Source organism: Kitasatospora sp. NPDC003701, from assembly GCF_053587085.1.
On record NZ_JBSFNM010000003.1, the window covers coordinates 311,720 to 327,535 of the forward strand.

Annotated in this window: 16 protein-coding genes; 5 read left to right on the forward strand and 11 right to left on the reverse strand. The window is 75.1% G+C overall.

The window, feature by feature from the left end; all coding sequences use genetic code 11:
• Window positions 1-49: 49 nt before the first annotated feature.
• Together ACWDRR_RS05050 and ACWDRR_RS05055 are read left to right on the forward strand one after the other, a co-directional pair.
• Entirely contained in the window at window positions 50-490 is a 441-nt protein-coding gene (locus ACWDRR_RS05050; protein WP_449770781.1) for a hypothetical protein, read from the forward strand.
• A 238-nt stretch (window positions 491-728) separates the two neighbouring features.
• Window positions 729-1,652, forward strand: coding sequence for a lytic polysaccharide monooxygenase auxiliary activity family 9 protein (locus ACWDRR_RS05055; RefSeq protein ID WP_449770782.1), 924 nt, complete (start codon window positions 729-731; stop codon window positions 1,650-1,652).
• A 138-nt stretch (window positions 1,653-1,790) separates the two neighbouring features.
• Here the strand turns inward: ACWDRR_RS05055 and ACWDRR_RS05060 are convergent, their stop codons facing one another.
• The 4 genes from ACWDRR_RS05060 to ACWDRR_RS05075 all read right to left on the reverse strand — a co-directional run bounded on the left by ACWDRR_RS05060 (window position 1,791) and on the right by ACWDRR_RS05075 (window position 6,641).
• Window positions 1,791-2,948: a DUF2510 domain-containing protein gene (locus tag ACWDRR_RS05060; RefSeq protein ID WP_449770783.1), complete on the reverse strand. Its 1,158-nt coding sequence runs from the start codon at window positions 2,946-2,948 to the stop codon at window positions 1,791-1,793.
• Window positions 2,949-3,048: 100 nt separating this feature from the next.
• On the reverse strand, window positions 3,049-3,855 hold the full coding sequence (locus ACWDRR_RS05065; protein WP_449770784.1) for a 3-oxoacyl-ACP reductase: 807 nt from the start codon (window positions 3,853-3,855) through the stop codon (window positions 3,049-3,051).
• Window positions 3,856-3,864: 9 nt separating this feature from the next.
• A complete protein-coding gene (locus ACWDRR_RS05070; RefSeq protein ID WP_449770785.1) occupies window positions 3,865-5,232 on the reverse strand; it encodes an aldehyde dehydrogenase family protein in 1,368 nt (455 codons plus the stop codon).
• Between the two features lie 5 nt (window positions 5,233-5,237).
• Window positions 5,238-6,641: a glutamine synthetase family protein gene (locus tag ACWDRR_RS05075; RefSeq protein WP_449770786.1), complete on the reverse strand. Its 1,404-nt coding sequence runs from the start codon at window positions 6,639-6,641 to the stop codon at window positions 5,238-5,240.
• A 155-nt stretch (window positions 6,642-6,796) separates the two neighbouring features.
• Here ACWDRR_RS05075 and ACWDRR_RS05080 point away from each other — a divergent pair, with 155 nt between their 5' ends.
• Window positions 6,797-7,543 carry a gamma-glutamyl-gamma-aminobutyrate hydrolase family protein gene (locus ACWDRR_RS05080; RefSeq protein WP_449770787.1) on the forward strand — a complete coding sequence of 249 codons (747 nt, stop codon included), beginning with the start codon at window positions 6,797-6,799 and terminating at the stop codon, window positions 7,541-7,543.
• A 4-nt stretch (window positions 7,544-7,547) separates the two neighbouring features.
• Here the strand turns inward: ACWDRR_RS05080 and ACWDRR_RS05085 are convergent, their stop codons facing one another.
• The 7 genes from ACWDRR_RS05085 to ACWDRR_RS05115 form a co-directional block, all read right to left on the reverse strand.
• Window positions 7,548-8,540 (reverse strand): GDSL-type esterase/lipase family protein, encoded by a 993-nt coding sequence (locus ACWDRR_RS05085; protein WP_449770788.1) that lies wholly within the window; start codon window positions 8,538-8,540, stop codon window positions 7,548-7,550.
• Between the two features lie 159 nt (window positions 8,541-8,699).
• On the reverse strand, window positions 8,700-9,923 hold the full coding sequence (locus tag ACWDRR_RS05090; RefSeq protein ID WP_449770789.1) for a beta-ketoacyl-[acyl-carrier-protein] synthase family protein: 1,224 nt from the start codon (window positions 9,921-9,923) through the stop codon (window positions 8,700-8,702).
• The gene (locus tag ACWDRR_RS05095) at window positions 9,920-10,168 is read right to left on the reverse strand and encodes an acyl carrier protein (RefSeq protein ID WP_449770790.1); all 249 of its coding nucleotides are present in this window, start codon (window positions 10,166-10,168) and stop codon (window positions 9,920-9,922) included. Before ACWDRR_RS05095 ends, ACWDRR_RS05090 begins: the two co-directional genes overlap by 4 nt.
• Before the next feature lie 29 nt (window positions 10,169-10,197).
• Window positions 10,198-11,607 (reverse strand): MFS transporter, encoded by a 1,410-nt coding sequence (locus ACWDRR_RS05100; RefSeq protein WP_449770791.1) that lies wholly within the window; start codon window positions 11,605-11,607, stop codon window positions 10,198-10,200.
• 106 nt (window positions 11,608-11,713) lie between these two features.
• Window positions 11,714-12,619, reverse strand: a complete 906-nt coding sequence (locus tag ACWDRR_RS05105; RefSeq protein ID WP_449770792.1) for a class I SAM-dependent methyltransferase — start codon at window positions 12,617-12,619, stop codon at window positions 11,714-11,716.
• A complete protein-coding gene (locus tag ACWDRR_RS05110) occupies window positions 12,616-13,611 on the reverse strand; it encodes an acyl-ACP desaturase (RefSeq protein ID WP_449770793.1) in 996 nt (331 codons plus the stop codon). The genes ACWDRR_RS05105 and ACWDRR_RS05110 overlap by 4 nt, the downstream gene beginning before the upstream one ends.
• 45 nt (window positions 13,612-13,656) lie before the next feature.
• Window positions 13,657-14,001: a hypothetical protein gene (locus ACWDRR_RS05115; RefSeq protein ID WP_449770794.1), complete on the reverse strand. Its 345-nt coding sequence runs from the start codon at window positions 13,999-14,001 to the stop codon at window positions 13,657-13,659.
• Between the two features lie 138 nt (window positions 14,002-14,139).
• Here ACWDRR_RS05115 and ACWDRR_RS05120 point away from each other — a divergent pair, with 138 nt between their 5' ends.
• Both ACWDRR_RS05120 and ACWDRR_RS05125 read left to right on the forward strand, forming a co-directional pair.
• Window positions 14,140-15,219 carry a cation diffusion facilitator family transporter gene (locus ACWDRR_RS05120; RefSeq protein WP_449770795.1) on the forward strand — a complete coding sequence of 360 codons (1,080 nt, stop codon included), beginning with the start codon at window positions 14,140-14,142 and terminating at the stop codon, window positions 15,217-15,219.
• Window positions 15,220-15,277: 58 nt separating this feature from the next.
• A partial coding sequence (locus ACWDRR_RS05125) for a 5'-3' exonuclease (RefSeq protein ID WP_449770804.1) occupies window positions 15,278-15,816 on the forward strand: 539 nt, incomplete at its 3' end.

Below are 15,816 nucleotides of genomic sequence, written 5' to 3' on the forward strand. Positions count from 1 at the left end.
TGCTCTACCGTGGTGCGGACAGGACCGGACGCGACCCCAGGGGGCAGCCGTGGATGCCGAGATCGTGCAGCAACTGGTGACGTCGGGCGCCACCACCCTGGTCGGGCTGATGGCCACCGAGGCCTGGACGCAGGCCCGTTCGCGGTTCGCCGCGCTGTTCGGGCGGGGCGAGGCCGACGAGGCGGAGGCGGCGGCCCTGGAGCGCTCGCGGACGGCCATCGTCCGCGCCCAGGCGGCCGGCGACACCGAGGCCGTCAACGACCTGGCCGGCACCTGGCGCGGCCGGCTGCGGCAGGCGTTGCTGGAGAACCCCGAGGTGGCCGAGGAACTCCAGGGCATTCTGGACGAGTTCAGGCCGCAGCTGCCGGCCCCGGGCGGGGACAGTCGGAACAACACGTTCAGTGGGACGGTGTACGGCAATGTGATCCAGGCCGGCAGCGTCGCCGGGGGGATGACCGTCCACCAGACGGGGCCGCCGCTGCGGAGCTGACCTTTTCCCAGCCTTAAAGAGGCCCGAGGGGACGCCTAACTCCTGCGTCCCCCCGGGCCTCTGTGCTGCGCGTACGGCTACAGTCCGTCAAAAAGTACGCCACAACCGGCTATTGCCAGTTGGTCTAGTCCAATCATACGCTCAGCCCGGGTCCCGCGCGCCGGGCCGGCGGGCCCCGGGCAGGCGTGCCCATCCCCCACACTCTCGGTCCGGAAGACGGTCAAGGAGTCCCCACCCCATGTCCATCAAGCGAAGTGCCCTGTCCCTCGGTGTCATAGGCGCCGCGGTCCTCGCCGTTTCGACGACCGCCGCCGGCACCGCCAGTGCCCACGGCGCCATGACCAACCCGGTCAGCCGGATCGCGGCCTGCTACGCCGAGGGCCCGGAGACCCCCAAGTCCCAGGTCTGCAAGGACCTCGTGGCGATGAGCGGCACCCAGCCGCTGTACGACTGGAACGAGGTCAACATCGCCAACGCGAACGGCAACCACCAGGCGCTGATCCCGGACGGCAAGCTCTGCTCGGCCAACCGCGACAAGTACAAGGCGCTCGACATGCCGCGCACCGACTGGCCGGCCACCCCGGTCAGCGCCGGTTCGTTCAACTTCAAGTTCCGCGTCACCGCCGCGCACGTCGGCACCCAGACCGTCTACATCACCAAGGCCGGCTACGACCCGACCAAGCCGCTGAAGTGGTCCGACCTGGAGTCCACCCCGGTCGCCCAGGTGCAGGTCACCCGCACCGCCACGGACGGGTACTACAACTACACCGGCACGCTGCCGCAGCGCACCGGCCGCCAGCTGCTCTACATGGTCTGGCAGCGCAGCGACAGCCCCGAGGCGTTCTACAGCTGCTCCGACGTCGACTTCGGTCAGCACGCGGTCGCCGCCGGCCAGACCGTCTCGGCGCTCTCCGCGCAGGCTCCGGCCGCGCCGAGCGAGGAGCAGATCACCGCGGGCCAGTCCAAGTCCACCGTCGCCCACCACGGGCACGGCGGCAACGCCAACGAGCCGGCGGGCGCGGTCGTGCCGACCGCCAGCGCCGCCGTCGGCGGCTCGGCCACCGGTCCGCTGCTGCTGGCCGGCGCCGCCGCGATCAGCGTCGGCTGGGCCGGCATGGTGCTCCGGCGCCGTCGCTTCGAGGCTGTTCGACGCGACTCCTGACCGCCGGAGCCTGGGCCGGGCCGCCCACCGACCCCCGTGCGGTCCGGCCCAGGCGAACCCCACCGGGGCGTGTGAACACGGCGGCGGCCCACCCGGACGAGTCCGGGTGGGCCGCCGTACGTGAGCGGAGCAGCGCGGTCAGGTGGTGGCGGTGCCGCCGTCGGGGCCGGCAGCGCCGCCCGGAAAGGCGGGCACCTTGCCGGTGTAGTCGGCGATGCCCTTGACGATGCTGTCCATCACGGCGACGTCGGGCGCCTTGTCGGCGATGTCGAAGCCGAGGTGGACGGAGATCAGCGACTTGCCGTCGGCGGACGGGAAGACCACGGTCTGCACGTAGCCGTCGTTGCCCTTCGCCGCATCGACCTTCCAGCGGACCAGGTAGCCGTCCCGGCCGTCGACCTTGACCGCCTCGGACTTCAGCTCCTCGTGGGAGTTGAGGTCGTTGTACGAGTCCTTGGCCGCCTTCTCGATGTCGGCCTTGGCCGCCGCCTGGGCGTCGGTGCCGCCGCCGGCGATCCGGCCGGTGTTGGCGCCGCCCAGCGAGCAGTTGCCGCCGCCCTCGCAGGTGTAGGAGCCCACGCTCAGCGCGGCGAAGCCGTCCGGGGTGGTGCCGCCCTGCCAGCCGGAGGGGACGGGCAGGGTGATCCGGTTCACCAGGTCGGCGGCGGGTCCGCCGCCCTGGGCGCTCCCGCCGTTGCCGCCCTGGCCGTTGCCGTTCCCGTTGCCCTGGCCGTTGCCCCGGCCCTGGCCGTTCCCGCCGTTCCCGTTCCCCTGGCCGTTGCCGTTGCCGTTCCCCTGGCCGCCGTCGTTGCCGGGGCCGCCCAGATCGGGCAGCCCGCCCCACGGGCCCTCCTCGCCGTACGGCGGGGCCTGCCGGGGAGTGCGGTGCGAGGCACGCGTCTCGCCGTGGTGGTCCATCACCAGGTAGGTGATCCCGGAGCCGGCGCCGAGGCCCAGCAGGGCCGCGACGGTGGCCGCGACCACCAGCTTGGACGGCTTGCGCCGGGGCTTGGGCGGCGGCGGGGCGACCGCGCCGTAGGCGGCACCGAAGGGGGGCGGCTCGGGGTAGCGGACCGTCGGCCCGCTCCCCAGCACCTCGCCCTCCAGCACCCGGGTCTCGGCGGTCGCGTCCGGCCCCGGAGCCCCGGGCGCCGCGGGCTCCGGCGGCGGGGCGTCCGAGGGTGCGGGCCGGGTGTCGGCCGTCCAGCCCTTGCCGTCCCACCAGCGCTGCGGTCGCGGATCGCTGGTGGTGTCCTTCGGGTCCGGGTACCACCCGGCGGGAATCTGCTCGCTCACGACAGAGAATCTAAAGGCAGCCGGATAAACGCGATATCAGCGCGACACCCGATTTCCGGCATTCTCCATGAGATTACGGTGAGAAGGCCCGACGGCACCTCTAGAGCGGGGTCACATAGGCCCCGGCGATGCCTCCGTCGACCAGGAACTCGCTCGCCGTGATGAACGAGGAGTCGTCGCTGGCGAGGAAGGCGACGGCGGCCGCGATCTCCTCGGGCCGGGCGAAGCGGCCGAGCGGAATGTGCACCAGCCGGCGGGCCGCCCGCTCCGGGTCCTTGGCGAACAGCTCGCGCAGCAGCGGGGTGTCCACCGGCCCGGGCGAGAGCGCGTTGACCCGGATGCCCTCGCGCGCGAACTGCACGCCCAGCTCGCGGGACATCGCCAGCACCCCGCCCTTGGAGGCGGTGTAGGAGATCTGCGAGGTGGCCGCGCCCATCCGGGCCACGAAGCTGGCGGTGTTGATGATCGAGCCGCGCCCGTGCCGCCGCATGTAGGGCAGCGCCGCCTTGCAGCAGAGGTAGACGGAGGTCAGGTTGACCTCCTGCACCTTGCGCCAGGCCGCCAGCTCGGTGGTCAGGATGGAGTCGTCCTCCGGCGGCGAGATGCCCGCATTGTTGAAGGCGACGTCCACGCTGCCGTAGGTCTCGTAGGCCTCGTCGAACAGCGCCTCGACCATGTACGGATCGGTGACGTCGGTGTGCACGAAGAGGCCGCCGACCTCCTGGGCGGCCGCCTTGCCGGTCTCCTCGTCGACGTCGGCGCAGACCACCCTGGCGCCCTCGGAGGCGAGCCGGCGGGCGGCGGCCAGACCGATGCCGCTGCCCGCCCCGGTGATCACGGCCGTGCGGCCGACCAGGCGCCGGCAGACCGGGCCGTCCTTCCCGGCCGCGGCAGGCTTCTCGCTCATGGCTGGCTCCTACTCCTCGCTCTGGATGAACACGTTCTTGGTCTCGGTGAAGTGGACCAGCGCGTCCGGCCCGAGCTCCCGGCCGAGACCGGACTCGCCGAACCCGCCGAAGGGCGTCCAGTACCGCACCGAGGAGTGCGAGTTGACGGACAGGTTGCCCGCCGCGACACCCCGGGCCATGCGCAGCGCGCGGCCGACGTCCCGCGTCCAGATGGAGCCGGAGAGCCCGTAGCGGGTGGCGTTGGCCAGCCGGACGGCGTCCGCCTCGTCGTCGAAGGGGAGCACCACCGCGACCGGGCCGAAGATCTCCTCGGTCGCCGCGGGCACGCTCGGGTCGGCGGGGGCGAGCACGGTCGGCGGGTACCAGAAACCGGGGCCGTCGGGCACCGCGCCGCGGGCCAGCACCGGCAGCTCGGGGGTGACGTAGGAGGCGACCCGGCGGACCTGGGCGGCGGAGATCAGCGGGCCGAGCTCGGTGTCCGGGTCGGCCGGATCCCCGGTGCGGACGGCTTCGACGGCGGGCAGCAGCAGGGCGAGGAAGTCGTCCAGGGCCTCGCGCTGGACCAGGATGCGGCTGCGCGCGCAGCAGTCCTGCCCGCTGTTGTCGAGGAAGGACATCGGGTCGGCGGCGCGGGCGAGGTCGGCGTCCGCGAAGACGATGTTGGGGCTCTTGCCGCCGAGTTCGAGGGTGACCCGCTTGGCCCGGGCCGCGCAGCGGGCGGCGACCTCCTTGCCGACCAGGGTCGAGCCGGTGAAGACGATCTTGCGGACGGCGGGGTGGTCGACCAGGGCCCGCCCGGTGGTGGCGCCGTGGCCGGGGACGACCTGGAGGAGGCCCTCCGGAAGCCCGGCGGCGAGGGCGAGTTCGGCCAGCCGCAGCGCGGTCAGCGGGGTGGCCTCGGCGGGCTTGAGCAGCACGGCGTTGCCCGCGGCGAGCGCGGGGGCGAAGCCCCAGGCGGCGATCGGCATCGGGAAGTTCCACGGGGCGATCACCCCGACCACCCCGATCGGCTCGTGGAAGGTGACGTCCAGGCCGCCGGCCACCGGGATCTGGCGGCCGGTCAGCCGCTCCACTCCCCCGGCGGCGTACTCCAGGAGGTCGCGGACGTTGCCGGCCTCCCAGCGGGCGTTGCCGAGGGTGTGGCCGGCCTCGCTCACCTCCAGCGCGGCCAGCTCGGGGATGTGCACCTCGACCTGGTCGGCGAAGCGGCGCAGCAGTCGGGCGCGTTCGCCGGGGGCGAGCGCGGCCCAGCCCTGCTGGGCCTTGAGGGCGCGCTGGACGGCGGCGTCCAGCTGCGCCGGGGTGGTGTCGGGGACGGTGCCGAGCGGCTCGCCGGTGGCGGGGTTGAGGACGGTGCAGGCGGTGGGGCTCTCCATGCCGCTCACATCCGCTCGAAGGACCGGTAGCGCTCCCAGTCGGTGACGGCGCCGTCGTACGCGGACTGCTCGACCCTGGCCATGTGCAGGTAGTGCTCGACCACGTCGTTGCCGAAGGCGTCGCGGGCGAGCTCGCTCTGGCCCCAGCGGTCGGCGGCCTCGCGCAGCGAGCCGGGCACCCGGGTGTACTCGTCGGCGGCGTAGGCGTTGCCGAGGCAGGGGGCGGGCAGTTCGAGCTTCTGCTGGAGGCCGTGCAGGCCGGCGGCGATCATGCCGGCCACGGCGAGGTACGGGTTGACGTCACCCCCGGGGACGCGGTTCTCCATCCGCAGGCTCGGGCCGTGGCCGACCACCCGGTAGGCGCAGGTCCGGTTGTCGCGGCCCCAGGCGACGGCGGTCGGGGCGAAGGAGCCGGGCCGGTAGCGCTTGTAGGAGTTGATGTTGGGCGCGTAGAGCAGGCTGAACTCGCGCAGCGCGACGAGCTGGCCGGCGAGGAAGTGCCGCATGGTGTCGGTCATCCGGCCGTCGCGGTCGGCGAAGGCGGGGGCGCCGCCCGGATCGCGCCCGTCGCGCAGGTCCCGCAGGGACAGGTGGATGTGGCAGCTGTTGCCCTCGCGCTCGTCGTACTTGGCCATGAAGGTGAGTGCGCAACCCTGTTGGGCGGCGATCTCCTTGGCGCCGGTCTTGTAGACGCTGTGCTGGTCGCAGGTGGTGAGGGCGTCGGCGTAGCGGAAGGCGATCTCGTGCTGGCCGAGGTTGCACTCGCCCTTGGCCGACTCGACCACCAGGCCGGCGCCGGCCATCTCGTTGCGGATCCGGGATAGCAGCGGCTCGACCCGGGCGGTGCCGAGCAGCGAGTAGTCCACGTTGTACTGGTTGGCCGGGGTGAGCCCGCGGTAGCCGCCGAGCCAGGCCTGTTCGTAGGTGTCGCGGAAGACCAGGAACTCCAGCTCGGTGCCGATGTCGGCGGCCAGGCCGTACTCGGCGAGGCGCTCGATCTGGCGCTGCAGCAGCCGGCGGGGCGCGGTCTCCACGGGGTGGCCGCCGTGCCGGGCGAGGTCGGCGGTGACCTGGGCGGTGCCGGGCTGCCAGGGGGTGAGCCGGAGCGTGCCGAGATCGGGGCGCATGGCGAAGTCCCCGTAGCCCGTCTCCCAGGAGGAGTGGGCGTAGCCGTCGACGGTGTTGAGGTCGATGTCGACGGCGAGCAGGTAGTCGCAGGCCTCGGCGCCGTGCTCGGCGACCTCGTCGAGGAAGAACCGGGCCGCGAAGCGCTTGCCCTGGAGCCGGCCCTGCATGTCGGTGAAGGCGAGCGCGACGGTGTGGATCTCGCCGGCGTCGACCAGCGTGCGCAGCTCGTCGAGGGTGAGCGGCGCGCGCGGCGGCGCACCCGCGGCGGCGTTGTCGGGCATGGCGGAACCCTCCCCTTCGATCACTCAGCGAGATCAGACGGTCACAGCGAACCGTACGGCCTGCCACTGACAGCGCGGAAGAGGGCGGGCGGGTGTGGCGCGCCGATACGCGTGGTTGACGAGGTATCGGGCGGGGCGGGAGGAGAATGCCCGCCATGGATCGCAGGCCTTTCATCGGCGTCAGCACCTACCTGGTGGACGCGAGTTGGAGCGACTGGCGGGCCCGCCGGGTGGCACTGGTGCCCGAGCGGTACACCGCGTACGTGCGGGATTCGGGCGGGATCGCGGTGCTGCTGCCGCCGGACGCCCCGGAGCGCGCGCCGGAGGTGCTCGCCCGGTTGGACGCGCTGGTCGTCGCGGGCGGGCCGGACATCGACCCGGCGTACTACGGGCAGCCGCCGCACCCGCTGACCGAGGCGGACGCGCCGGAGCGGGACCACTGGGAGTCGGCGCTGCTGCGGGCGGCCCTGGCGGCGGGCATGCCGCTGCTGGGCATCTGCCGGGGCATGCAGGTGCTGAACGTGGTCTGCGGCGGCTCGCTCGTCCAGCACCTCCCGGACGTGGTGAGCCCGGACGTGCACGCCGGCACGCCCGGCAAGTACGGGGAGCACCAGGTGCGGCCGGTGCCCGGCACGCTGCTCGGCGGGCTGCTGCCGGAGAGCGAGCTGACCGTGCCGACCTTCCACCACCAGGCGGTGGACCGGCTCGGCTCGGGGCTGCGGGTGAGCGCGCACGCGCCGGACGGCACCGTGGAGGCGGTGGAGGGGCCCGGGTTCACCCTCGGGGTGCAGTGGCACCCCGAGCAGGGGGACGACCTGCGGGTGATGCAGGCCCTGGTCCGGGCGGCGACGGCGGCCCGGACGGTGCCGTTGGAGGCGGTCGGGGCCGCCGCCCTCGGGTAGTTCCTCAACCGGTCGCGGCGGCGGGCTCGGCGGCCCCGGCCGTTCGGGCTCGGTCGGGCCCGGCAGCATCGGCCCCGGGACGGTCGGCCCCGGCGCGGTCGGCCCCGGCGTGGTCGGACCCGGCGTGGTCGGACCGGCGGGCGGCCGCCAGCAGGCTCGGCAGCATCCGCTCCGCGTGCTCCGCGTAGCCGCGCGGGGACGGGTGCACGCCGTCCGGGCCGAGGAGTTCGTGCGCCCGGTCGCGGAACTCGGTCCCGGAGGACGCCGCCGGCACGGCACCGACCCGCTCGGCCGCGCGGCCCTGCAGCCGGGCCAGCCGCCGGGAGCGGCGACCGCCCCACCAGCGGGCCGGGGAGCGGAGCCCGGGGGCGTACCCGGGGTCGGGGCAGGGCACCACGACCAGTTGCCAGCCGGCTTCGTGCAGGACCCGCAGCAGGTGGGCGAAGCGGCGGCCGGAGCGGCCGAGCGGCACCGGGAGCAGGGCGTCGTTGCCGCCGACGATCAGCACCGCGAGACCGGGCCGCAGCCGGGCCGCCCGGGCCACCTGCCGGTGCAGGCCCGCCGTGGTGGCGCCGACCCGGGCGAGCACCCGCAGGTCCACCGGCCGGTCCAGGCGGCGGCCGAGGCCGTCGGCGAGCCGGCCGCCGAGGGTCTCCTCGCGCCGGCCCGCCCCGAGGCCCTGGGCCAGCGAGTCGCCCAGCATCAGCAGGGTGAGCGGCCGGCCGTCGGCCGGTTCGGCTGGCCCGTACCGGCCGTCGGCGATCGGGACCGACCAGTCGGCGGGCGGGCGGCGCATCAGCACCCGGCTGTAGAGGCGGGCGGCGGTGAGCCGGGCCCGGCCGAGCGGCCCGCCGGAGCGGCTCGGCCGGCGGCCGGCTCCGGCGGGGCGGGCCTGCGGCGGGGCGGTCACGGCGGGGTCGGCAGGCACAGCAGGGTCGGCGGGCACGGCGGGGTCGGCGGGCACGGCGGGGTCGGCGGTCGGGGTGCGGCCGGGCATGGCGGTACTCCAGGGCGGGACGGTGACGGTGGACGGGGTGACGGAACCGGGCAGCGCGGAGCCGCCGCGTGCCCCTTCCGGGTGCGGCGGCCGGACCGGAGCCCGGGCACGGGCGGACGGGCAGCGGACGGGAACGGCGGGGAACGGGGGCCGGGACGGTCAGACGGCGGTCAGGACGACGACCGCGTTCTGGCCGCCGAAGCCGCTGGAGACCGAGACGGCGGCCTGCAGGGCGACCGGCCGGGGCGCCTTGGTGACCACGTCGAGGTCGATCGCCTCGTCCATCCGGTCGAGGTTGGCGGTCGGCGGGATCAGCTGGTGCTGCAGGGTCAGCACGGTCAGGGCCGCCTCGATCGCGCCGGCCGCTCCCATGGTGTGGCCGATCACGCTCTTGTTGGCGGTGACCGGCGGCGGGCGGTGGAAGACCTGCCGCAGCGCCGCCGCCTCCGCCGGGTCGTTCAGCGCGGTGCCGGTGCCGTGCGCGTTGACGTGCCCGATCTCGTACGGCGCCAGCCCGGCGTCGGCGAGCGCGGTGTCGAGGGCGCGGGCGAGGCCGTCGCCGTCCGGGTGGGGCGCGGTGAAGTGGTACGCGTCGGCGGCGGAGCCGTGCCCCGCCAGGTAGGCGCGCGGGCGGACACCGCGCGCCCGGGCGTGCTCGACGCGCTCCAGGACCAGGACGCCCGCGCCCTCGCCGAGGACGAAGCCGTCCCGGTCGGCGTCGAACGGCCGCGAGGCACCGGCCGGGTCGTGCCGCCGCCGGGAGAGCGCCCCGAGCCGGTCGAAGGCGGTCGCCACCATCCGGGAGCGGCCGCTGTCCGCCCCGCCGGCCAGCACCAGGTCGCAGGTGCCGGCCCGGAGCAGGTCGCAGGCGAGCCCGAGCGCGCTGGTGCCGGACGCGCAGGCGGTGCTGACGACCAGACTGGGCCCGAGCGCCCCGAGGTCCAGACTGACCTCGCCGGCCGCCATGTTGGGGATGCTGCGCGGCAGCATCAGCGGGGAGATCCGGTCCGCCCGGCCCTGCTCCAGCCGGGCGTACTCGACCTGGTGGGTCGTGACGCTGGTGGCGCTGACGCCGAGCACCACCCCGACCCGGGCGCCGTCCCACCCGGCCGGGTCGAGCCGGGCGTCGGCGACCGCCTCGCGGGCGGCCAGGACGGCGAGTTGGGCGAAGGGGTCGAGCCGGCGGGCCAGCCGGCCGCCGAGCAGCCCCGGCGCGTCGTACGGGTCGACGGTGCAGCAGAAGTCGGCGTTCAACCCGGCCAGCGTCAGGTCCGGGCGGGCGGTCGGCTCCCCGCCCAGGAAGTGCTGCCAGGTGGCCGCCGCGCCGAAGCCGGCCGGGGTGACCAGGCCGAGCCCGGTCACGGCCACCGTGCGCCCGCTCAACTGAGCGCGCCCGCAGCCAGGCCGGCGTCGGCGAAGGCCGCGAGCTCCCCGAGGGTGCCGTCGGGCCGGATGTCGGCCACGGTGACGCCGATCCGCTCCTCCACCAGCAGCGAGAGCTCGACCAGCGCCAGGCTGTCGAGTTCCAGCGAGGCCAGGGTGGCGTCGGGCCGGACGCGCTCGGGGGCCACGTCGAACTCCGTGATCAGGCAGGCGTGGAGGATGTCGTAGCTCTGGGACGAGGACATGCCGGTGGGCCTTTCGCTAGCGGGGGTGGTCAGTCGAGCTCGGGGACGAGAACGGGGGACGGGGCCGGGCGGCGCCCGGGGAGCCGGTACCAGGCGAGGACGGCGGCGAGCAGGGCGGCCGCGGCGCCCACCCGGGAGGCGGCGGCGAGGCCGTCGGTGAACGCGCCGACGTCCCCCGCCGGGGCGCCGGCCACCGAGGTGGCCAGGACCGACCCGAGCACGGCCACGCCGAGCGTCGAACCGACCTGCCGGGTGGCGTCGTTGAGGGCGGAGCCGACCCCCGCCATGGCCGCGGGCACGGCGCTCATCACCAGCTCGGTGGCGACCGGCGCCAGCAGCCCGGCGCCGAGGCCGCAGATGCCTTCGAAGGCCAGCACCGGAGCGTCCCCCGAGTCGGCGGCCAGCCGGCCCAGTTGGGCGAAACCGGCGACGATCAGCAGCAGCCCGGCGGCCACCGGGACCCGGGCGCCGAGCCGGCGCGCCACCAGCGGGCCGAGCACCGCACCGGCCGCGAGCCCCAGCGACAGCGGGACCATCCGCAGCCCGGCCTGCCAGGGCGACAGCCCGCGCACCTGCTGCAGGTAGAGCGTCAGCAGGAACATCGCGCCGAACATCGCGAAGGACATCAGCGCCAGGCAGAGCGTGGCCGGCCAGACCGGGCCGCCGCGCAGCAGCCGGACCGGCACCATCGGCGCCGCGCACCGCAGCTGCCACCCCGCGAACCCGGCGAGCAGCAGCGCCGCCGCGCCGAAGGCGGCCAGCACCTCGGCGCTGGTCCAGCCGCGCCCGGGCGCCTCGATGATGGCCCAGACCAGCGCCAGCAGCCCGCTGCAGGAGAGCAGCGCGCCCGGGCGGTCCAGCGGCCGCGCCCCGGGGTCGCGCGACTCGGGCAGCACCGGTACGGCCGCCAGGATCGCCGCCACCACCGGGACGTTCAGCCAGAACGCCGCCTGCCAGCCGTACCGCTCGACCAGCCAGCCGCCCGCGACCGGCCCGAACAGCGCGCCGACTCCGGCCACCGCCGCCCAGACGCCGATCGCCCGCCGCCGGTCCGCCGCCGCGGGCAGGACGTGCACGATGGTGGAGAGGGTGGCGGGCATGAACAGCGCCGCGCCCAGCCCCATCCCGCAGCGGGCGGCGACCAGGTGGGCGGGGTCGTCGCCGAGCGCGCCCGCCACCGAGGCGAGCGCGCAGAGCGCCAGGCCGGTGGTGAAGGCCAGGCGCCGGCCGTACCGGTCGCCCAGCGCGCCCGCGGCCAGGACGCAGCCGCCGAGCGCCAGCGCGTAGCCGTCGACGATCCACTGGGTCTCCGCCAGGCTCGGGCCCAGCTCGGCCCGCAGGCCGGGGACGGCCACGTTCAGGACGGTGAAGTCCAGGCCGAGCAGGAACAGCGCGGCGCAGACCACCGCCACCGCCGCCCAGGCCCGCCGTCCGGTCACCGGCGCGCTCTCCCGTGGCGTGCTCCCCCGCTGCACGCCCCCTCGCCGCATTCCCCCGCGCCGCACTCCCCCGGGCTGCCCGCTGCTCCGCTGCACGCGCCCGGCCTCAGACCGGCAGCCGCAGCGGCTCGTCACGCCGCCGGAAGCCGATCCGGTACAGCGTGGCGGCGCCGCGCAGGAACGTCACCTCACTGGCCCGCAGGTACAGCCGGTAGCGCCGGTAGCCCTCCGGGCCGACCAGGCGCTCGGCCTCCTCGCGGGCCCGCAGCAGCCGGGCGGACCACGCCTTGAGGGTGCGGGCGTAGTCCTCGGCCGAGGCGTGCAGCGCGACGAGCGAGAAGTAGGGATCGGCCGCCGCCGCGATCTCGCTCAGCCGGGGCAGCCTGGCCCCGGGGAAGATGTCGCTGCCGACGAACTCCCCCACCGGGCCCCCGCCGTCGACGGCGCCGTCGTACGCGATGGTCTGCAGCGACATCCGGCCGCCGGGGCGCAGCCAGCCGTGGCAGTGCTCGAAGTACTGGGCGTAGACCCCGAGCCGTTCGGCGTGGCTCATCCCGGCGGTGGCGAAGTGCTCGAAGGAACCCATCGCGACGACCGCGTCGTACGGCCGCGCGGGGCGGTGGTCCTCCCAGCTCTCCAGCCGGGCCTCGACGCCGGGCAGGCCGAGCGCCTCCAGGTAGGCGTGCTGGGCGCGGGAGATGGTCAGGCCGGTGACGGCGGCGGCGCGGTCCTCGCGGAGGGCGTGGGCCGGCATCGCGCCCCAGCCGCAGCCGACGTCGAGCAGCCGAGCGCCCCCGCCGCGCCCGGCACCGACGAGGTCCAGGTGGTGGTCCAGCTTGGCCCGCTGGGCGCGGAGCAGCGCGGTGCCGTCCGGCTCGTCGTCGGGGATGCCCGTCCACAGCGCCGCCGTGTACGCGAGCGTCTCGTCGAGCCAGAGCGCGTAGAACTCGTTGCCGAGGTCGTAGTGGAACTCGATGTCGGTGACGCCGGTGCCGGCGGTGGTGATGGTCATGCTGCTCCTGTTCGGCCGGCCGGGCCGGCGAGTGGCGCGTTCTCGGGGGGCCCGTCGGCGCGGCGGGCGCGCGCGGCCAGGGCCTGGTCCCGGCGTTCGACGAAGCGGGTGGCCCGGGCGTCCAGGCGTTCCAGGTGTCCGGCGAGCCGGTCGCGGGCCCGCTCGCCGGCCGGGCCGAGGCCGGTCCGCTCGAAGAGCTGCAGCGAGCGGACCAGCGGGACCAGCACCTCGTCGTGGTGGACCCTGAGGTCGTAGACGCCGGCCACCGCGACCTCGGCCGCCATCCGGGCGAAGCCGGGCATGCCCTGCCCCGGCATGGCGAAGTCGCGGACGGTCCCGTCCAGTACGGCGAGCACCGGGTCGGGGTCGAGTTCCAGGGCGGCCCGCAGCAGTTCGCGGTAGAAGACCATGTGCAGGTTCTCGTCCTGGGCGATCCGGGCGAGCAGCCGCTCGCAGACCGGGTCGCCGCTGAGCCGGCCGGTGTTGCGGTGGCTCACCCGGGTGGCCAGCTCCTGCACGGTCGCGTAGGCGATCACCCCGAGGGCGCCGGCCGGCTCGGGGACGGCGCCGGTGCCGACCTGGGCCATCCGGGCGCGCTCCAGGTCGATCGGGTCGACGGCGCGGGCGGCGTGCAGGTAGGCGCGGATGGATCCGGCGTGCCGGTCCTCCTCGGCGGTCCACCGGTGCAGCCAGGCGCCCCAGGCGCCGTCCCGGGAGGTCTGCGCCCCGAGCGTCCAGTGGTAGCCGGGCAGGTTGTCCTCGGTGAGCAGGTTGACCACCAGGGCGGAGCGCACGGCGGGGCTCAGCGTCGACTGCCCGGGGGACCAGGGCTGCCCGTCGAGCGGGCCGTCGAAGTCCCGGCCGAGGGTCCACGGCACGTACTGGTGCGGGAACCACTCGCGCGCCGAGCTGAGGTGACGATTCATCAACTCCTCGGCGACGGGCTCCAATTCGACGAGCCAGCGGACGGCTTCCGCCGTAGCGATCTTCACGGATGGTGATCGTTGCGCAGCCGTGCGCACCTGCGCAAACCGGCCTCACCCGATCGGGTCAAGCCCGCCGACGGGCTGACGCCGACGGCGTAGCGGGGCCCCGCCCGGCGCCGGCGGCGGGTCGTACGCGGCGGTGGTGCGCCCCTCGGGCCCGGGGGTGACCTGTCCGCGGGCGGCGGCGTTGAGGAACCGACCGCCCGCCCTCCGGCGCCGGCGGTGCACCGCCTCGTTCCGCGCCGGCGGGACGATCACCGAGCCCCCGCAGGAGAGCACCGCCACCGTGAACGCCACCCGGCCCACCGCGCCCGGCCCGGCGGCAGCGGCGGGCGGCGCCCGCCGGTCCGACCGGCTCCCCGGCGCGTCCGCGCTGCTCAGCGGCGGTGCGGCCATACCGGGCGGGGGTTTGCCGCGCGGCAATGACAACGGTCTCCAATGCAGCCTTTGGATCTTCTTTCGATCTGCGGTTCACTTCGACTGCAGGCAGTTGCGTCCCTGTCTCCACCCCCATGCGTCCAGGAAAGGACTTCGATGGCCGGGCACGAGCACTCCCACGATGATCATGCGCATGACCATCGGCACGCCGCCGGCGACCACGCCCGCGGCGGGCACGGCGCGCACGGTCACGGGCACGGTCCCGGCGGGCACTCCCACGGCGTGGCCGCCGACGCCGACCGCCGCTGGCTGGTGAGCGCCCTCGCCCTGATCGTGGTGTTCATGGCCGGCGAGGTGGTGGTCGGCTTCGCCGCGTCGTCGCTGGCACTGATCTCCGACGCGGCGCACATGCTCACCGACGCCGCCTCGATCGTGCTCGCCCTGGTGGCGATGCGGCTGTCCGCCCGCCCGGCCCGCGGCGGCTACACCTACGGGCTCAAGCGCGCCGAGATCCTCTCCGCCCAGGCCAACGGCGTCACCCTGATGATCCTCTCGGCCTGGCTGGGCTACGAGGCCGTCGCCCGGCTGATCGACCCGCCGGACGTGACCGGCTCGCTGGTGCTGGTCACCGCACTGGTCGGGATCGTGGTCAACCTGGCCGCCGCCTGGTGCATGTCGAAGGCCAACCGCAGCTCGCTGAACGTCGAGGGCGCCTTCCAGCACGTGGTGACCGACCTGTACGCGTTCATCGCCACCGCCGTGGCCGGCGCGGTGATGCTGGCCACCGGCTTCGCCCGGGCGGACGCGATCGCCTCGCTGATCGTGGTGGCGCTGATGCTGAAGGCCGGCGTCGGCCTGGTCCGCGCCTCCGGGCGGATCTTCCTGGAGGCCGCCCCGGCCGGTGTCGACCCGGACGCGGTGGCGGACCGGCTGGTCGCCCAGCCCCTGGTGGAGGAGATCCACGACCTGCACATCTGGGAGATCACCTCGGGCCAGCCGGCGCTCTCGGCGCACATCCTGGTCACCCCCGGCGGCGACTGCCACGCCGTCCGCCGGGAGCTCCAGCGCCGGCTGGCGAGCGAGTACGGGATCACCCACAGCACCCTCCAGGTCGACCACGTCGGCGAGGACGAGGCGGGCGCGCTGCTGCAGATCACCACCCCGGCCGGCGACCTCCCCGAGCACTGCGCCGACTCGCACGGACCGGTCCACCGCGCCGGCCCGCACGAACACTGAAACCGGCGGGCTGTCGGCCGGGTACGGCATGATCTGAGACGTGACCGCACCCCGACTGATGCTGCTCGACTCCGCCAGCCTGTACTTCCGGGCCTACTACGGCGTGCCGGACACCCTGCGCTCCCCGCAGGGTGAGCCGGTCAACGCCGTCCGGGGCCTGCTGGACTTCATCGCCCGGCTGGTCCAGGACCACCGGCCCGACCGGCTGGTCGCCTGCATGGACGCCGACTGGCGCCCGCAGTGGCGGGTGGACCTCATCCCCTCCTACAAGACGCACCGGGTCGCCGAGGCGGCCGTGGACGGCGAGGAGGAGGTGCCGGACACGCTCGCCCCGCAGGTGCCGGTGATCGAGCAGGTGCTGGACGCGCTCGGCATCGCCCGGCTCGGCTCCCCCGGCTACGAGGCGGACGACGTGATCGGCACCCTCACCGCCCGGGCCGAGGGGCCGGTGCAGATCGTCACCGGGGACCGGGACCTCTTCCAGCTGGTGGACGACGCCCGCGCGATCACCGTGCTCTACCCCGTCAAGGGGATGGGGAACCTCCAGGTCACCGATGACGCGCTGCTGCTGGAGAAGTACGGCGTGCGCGGCGCCCA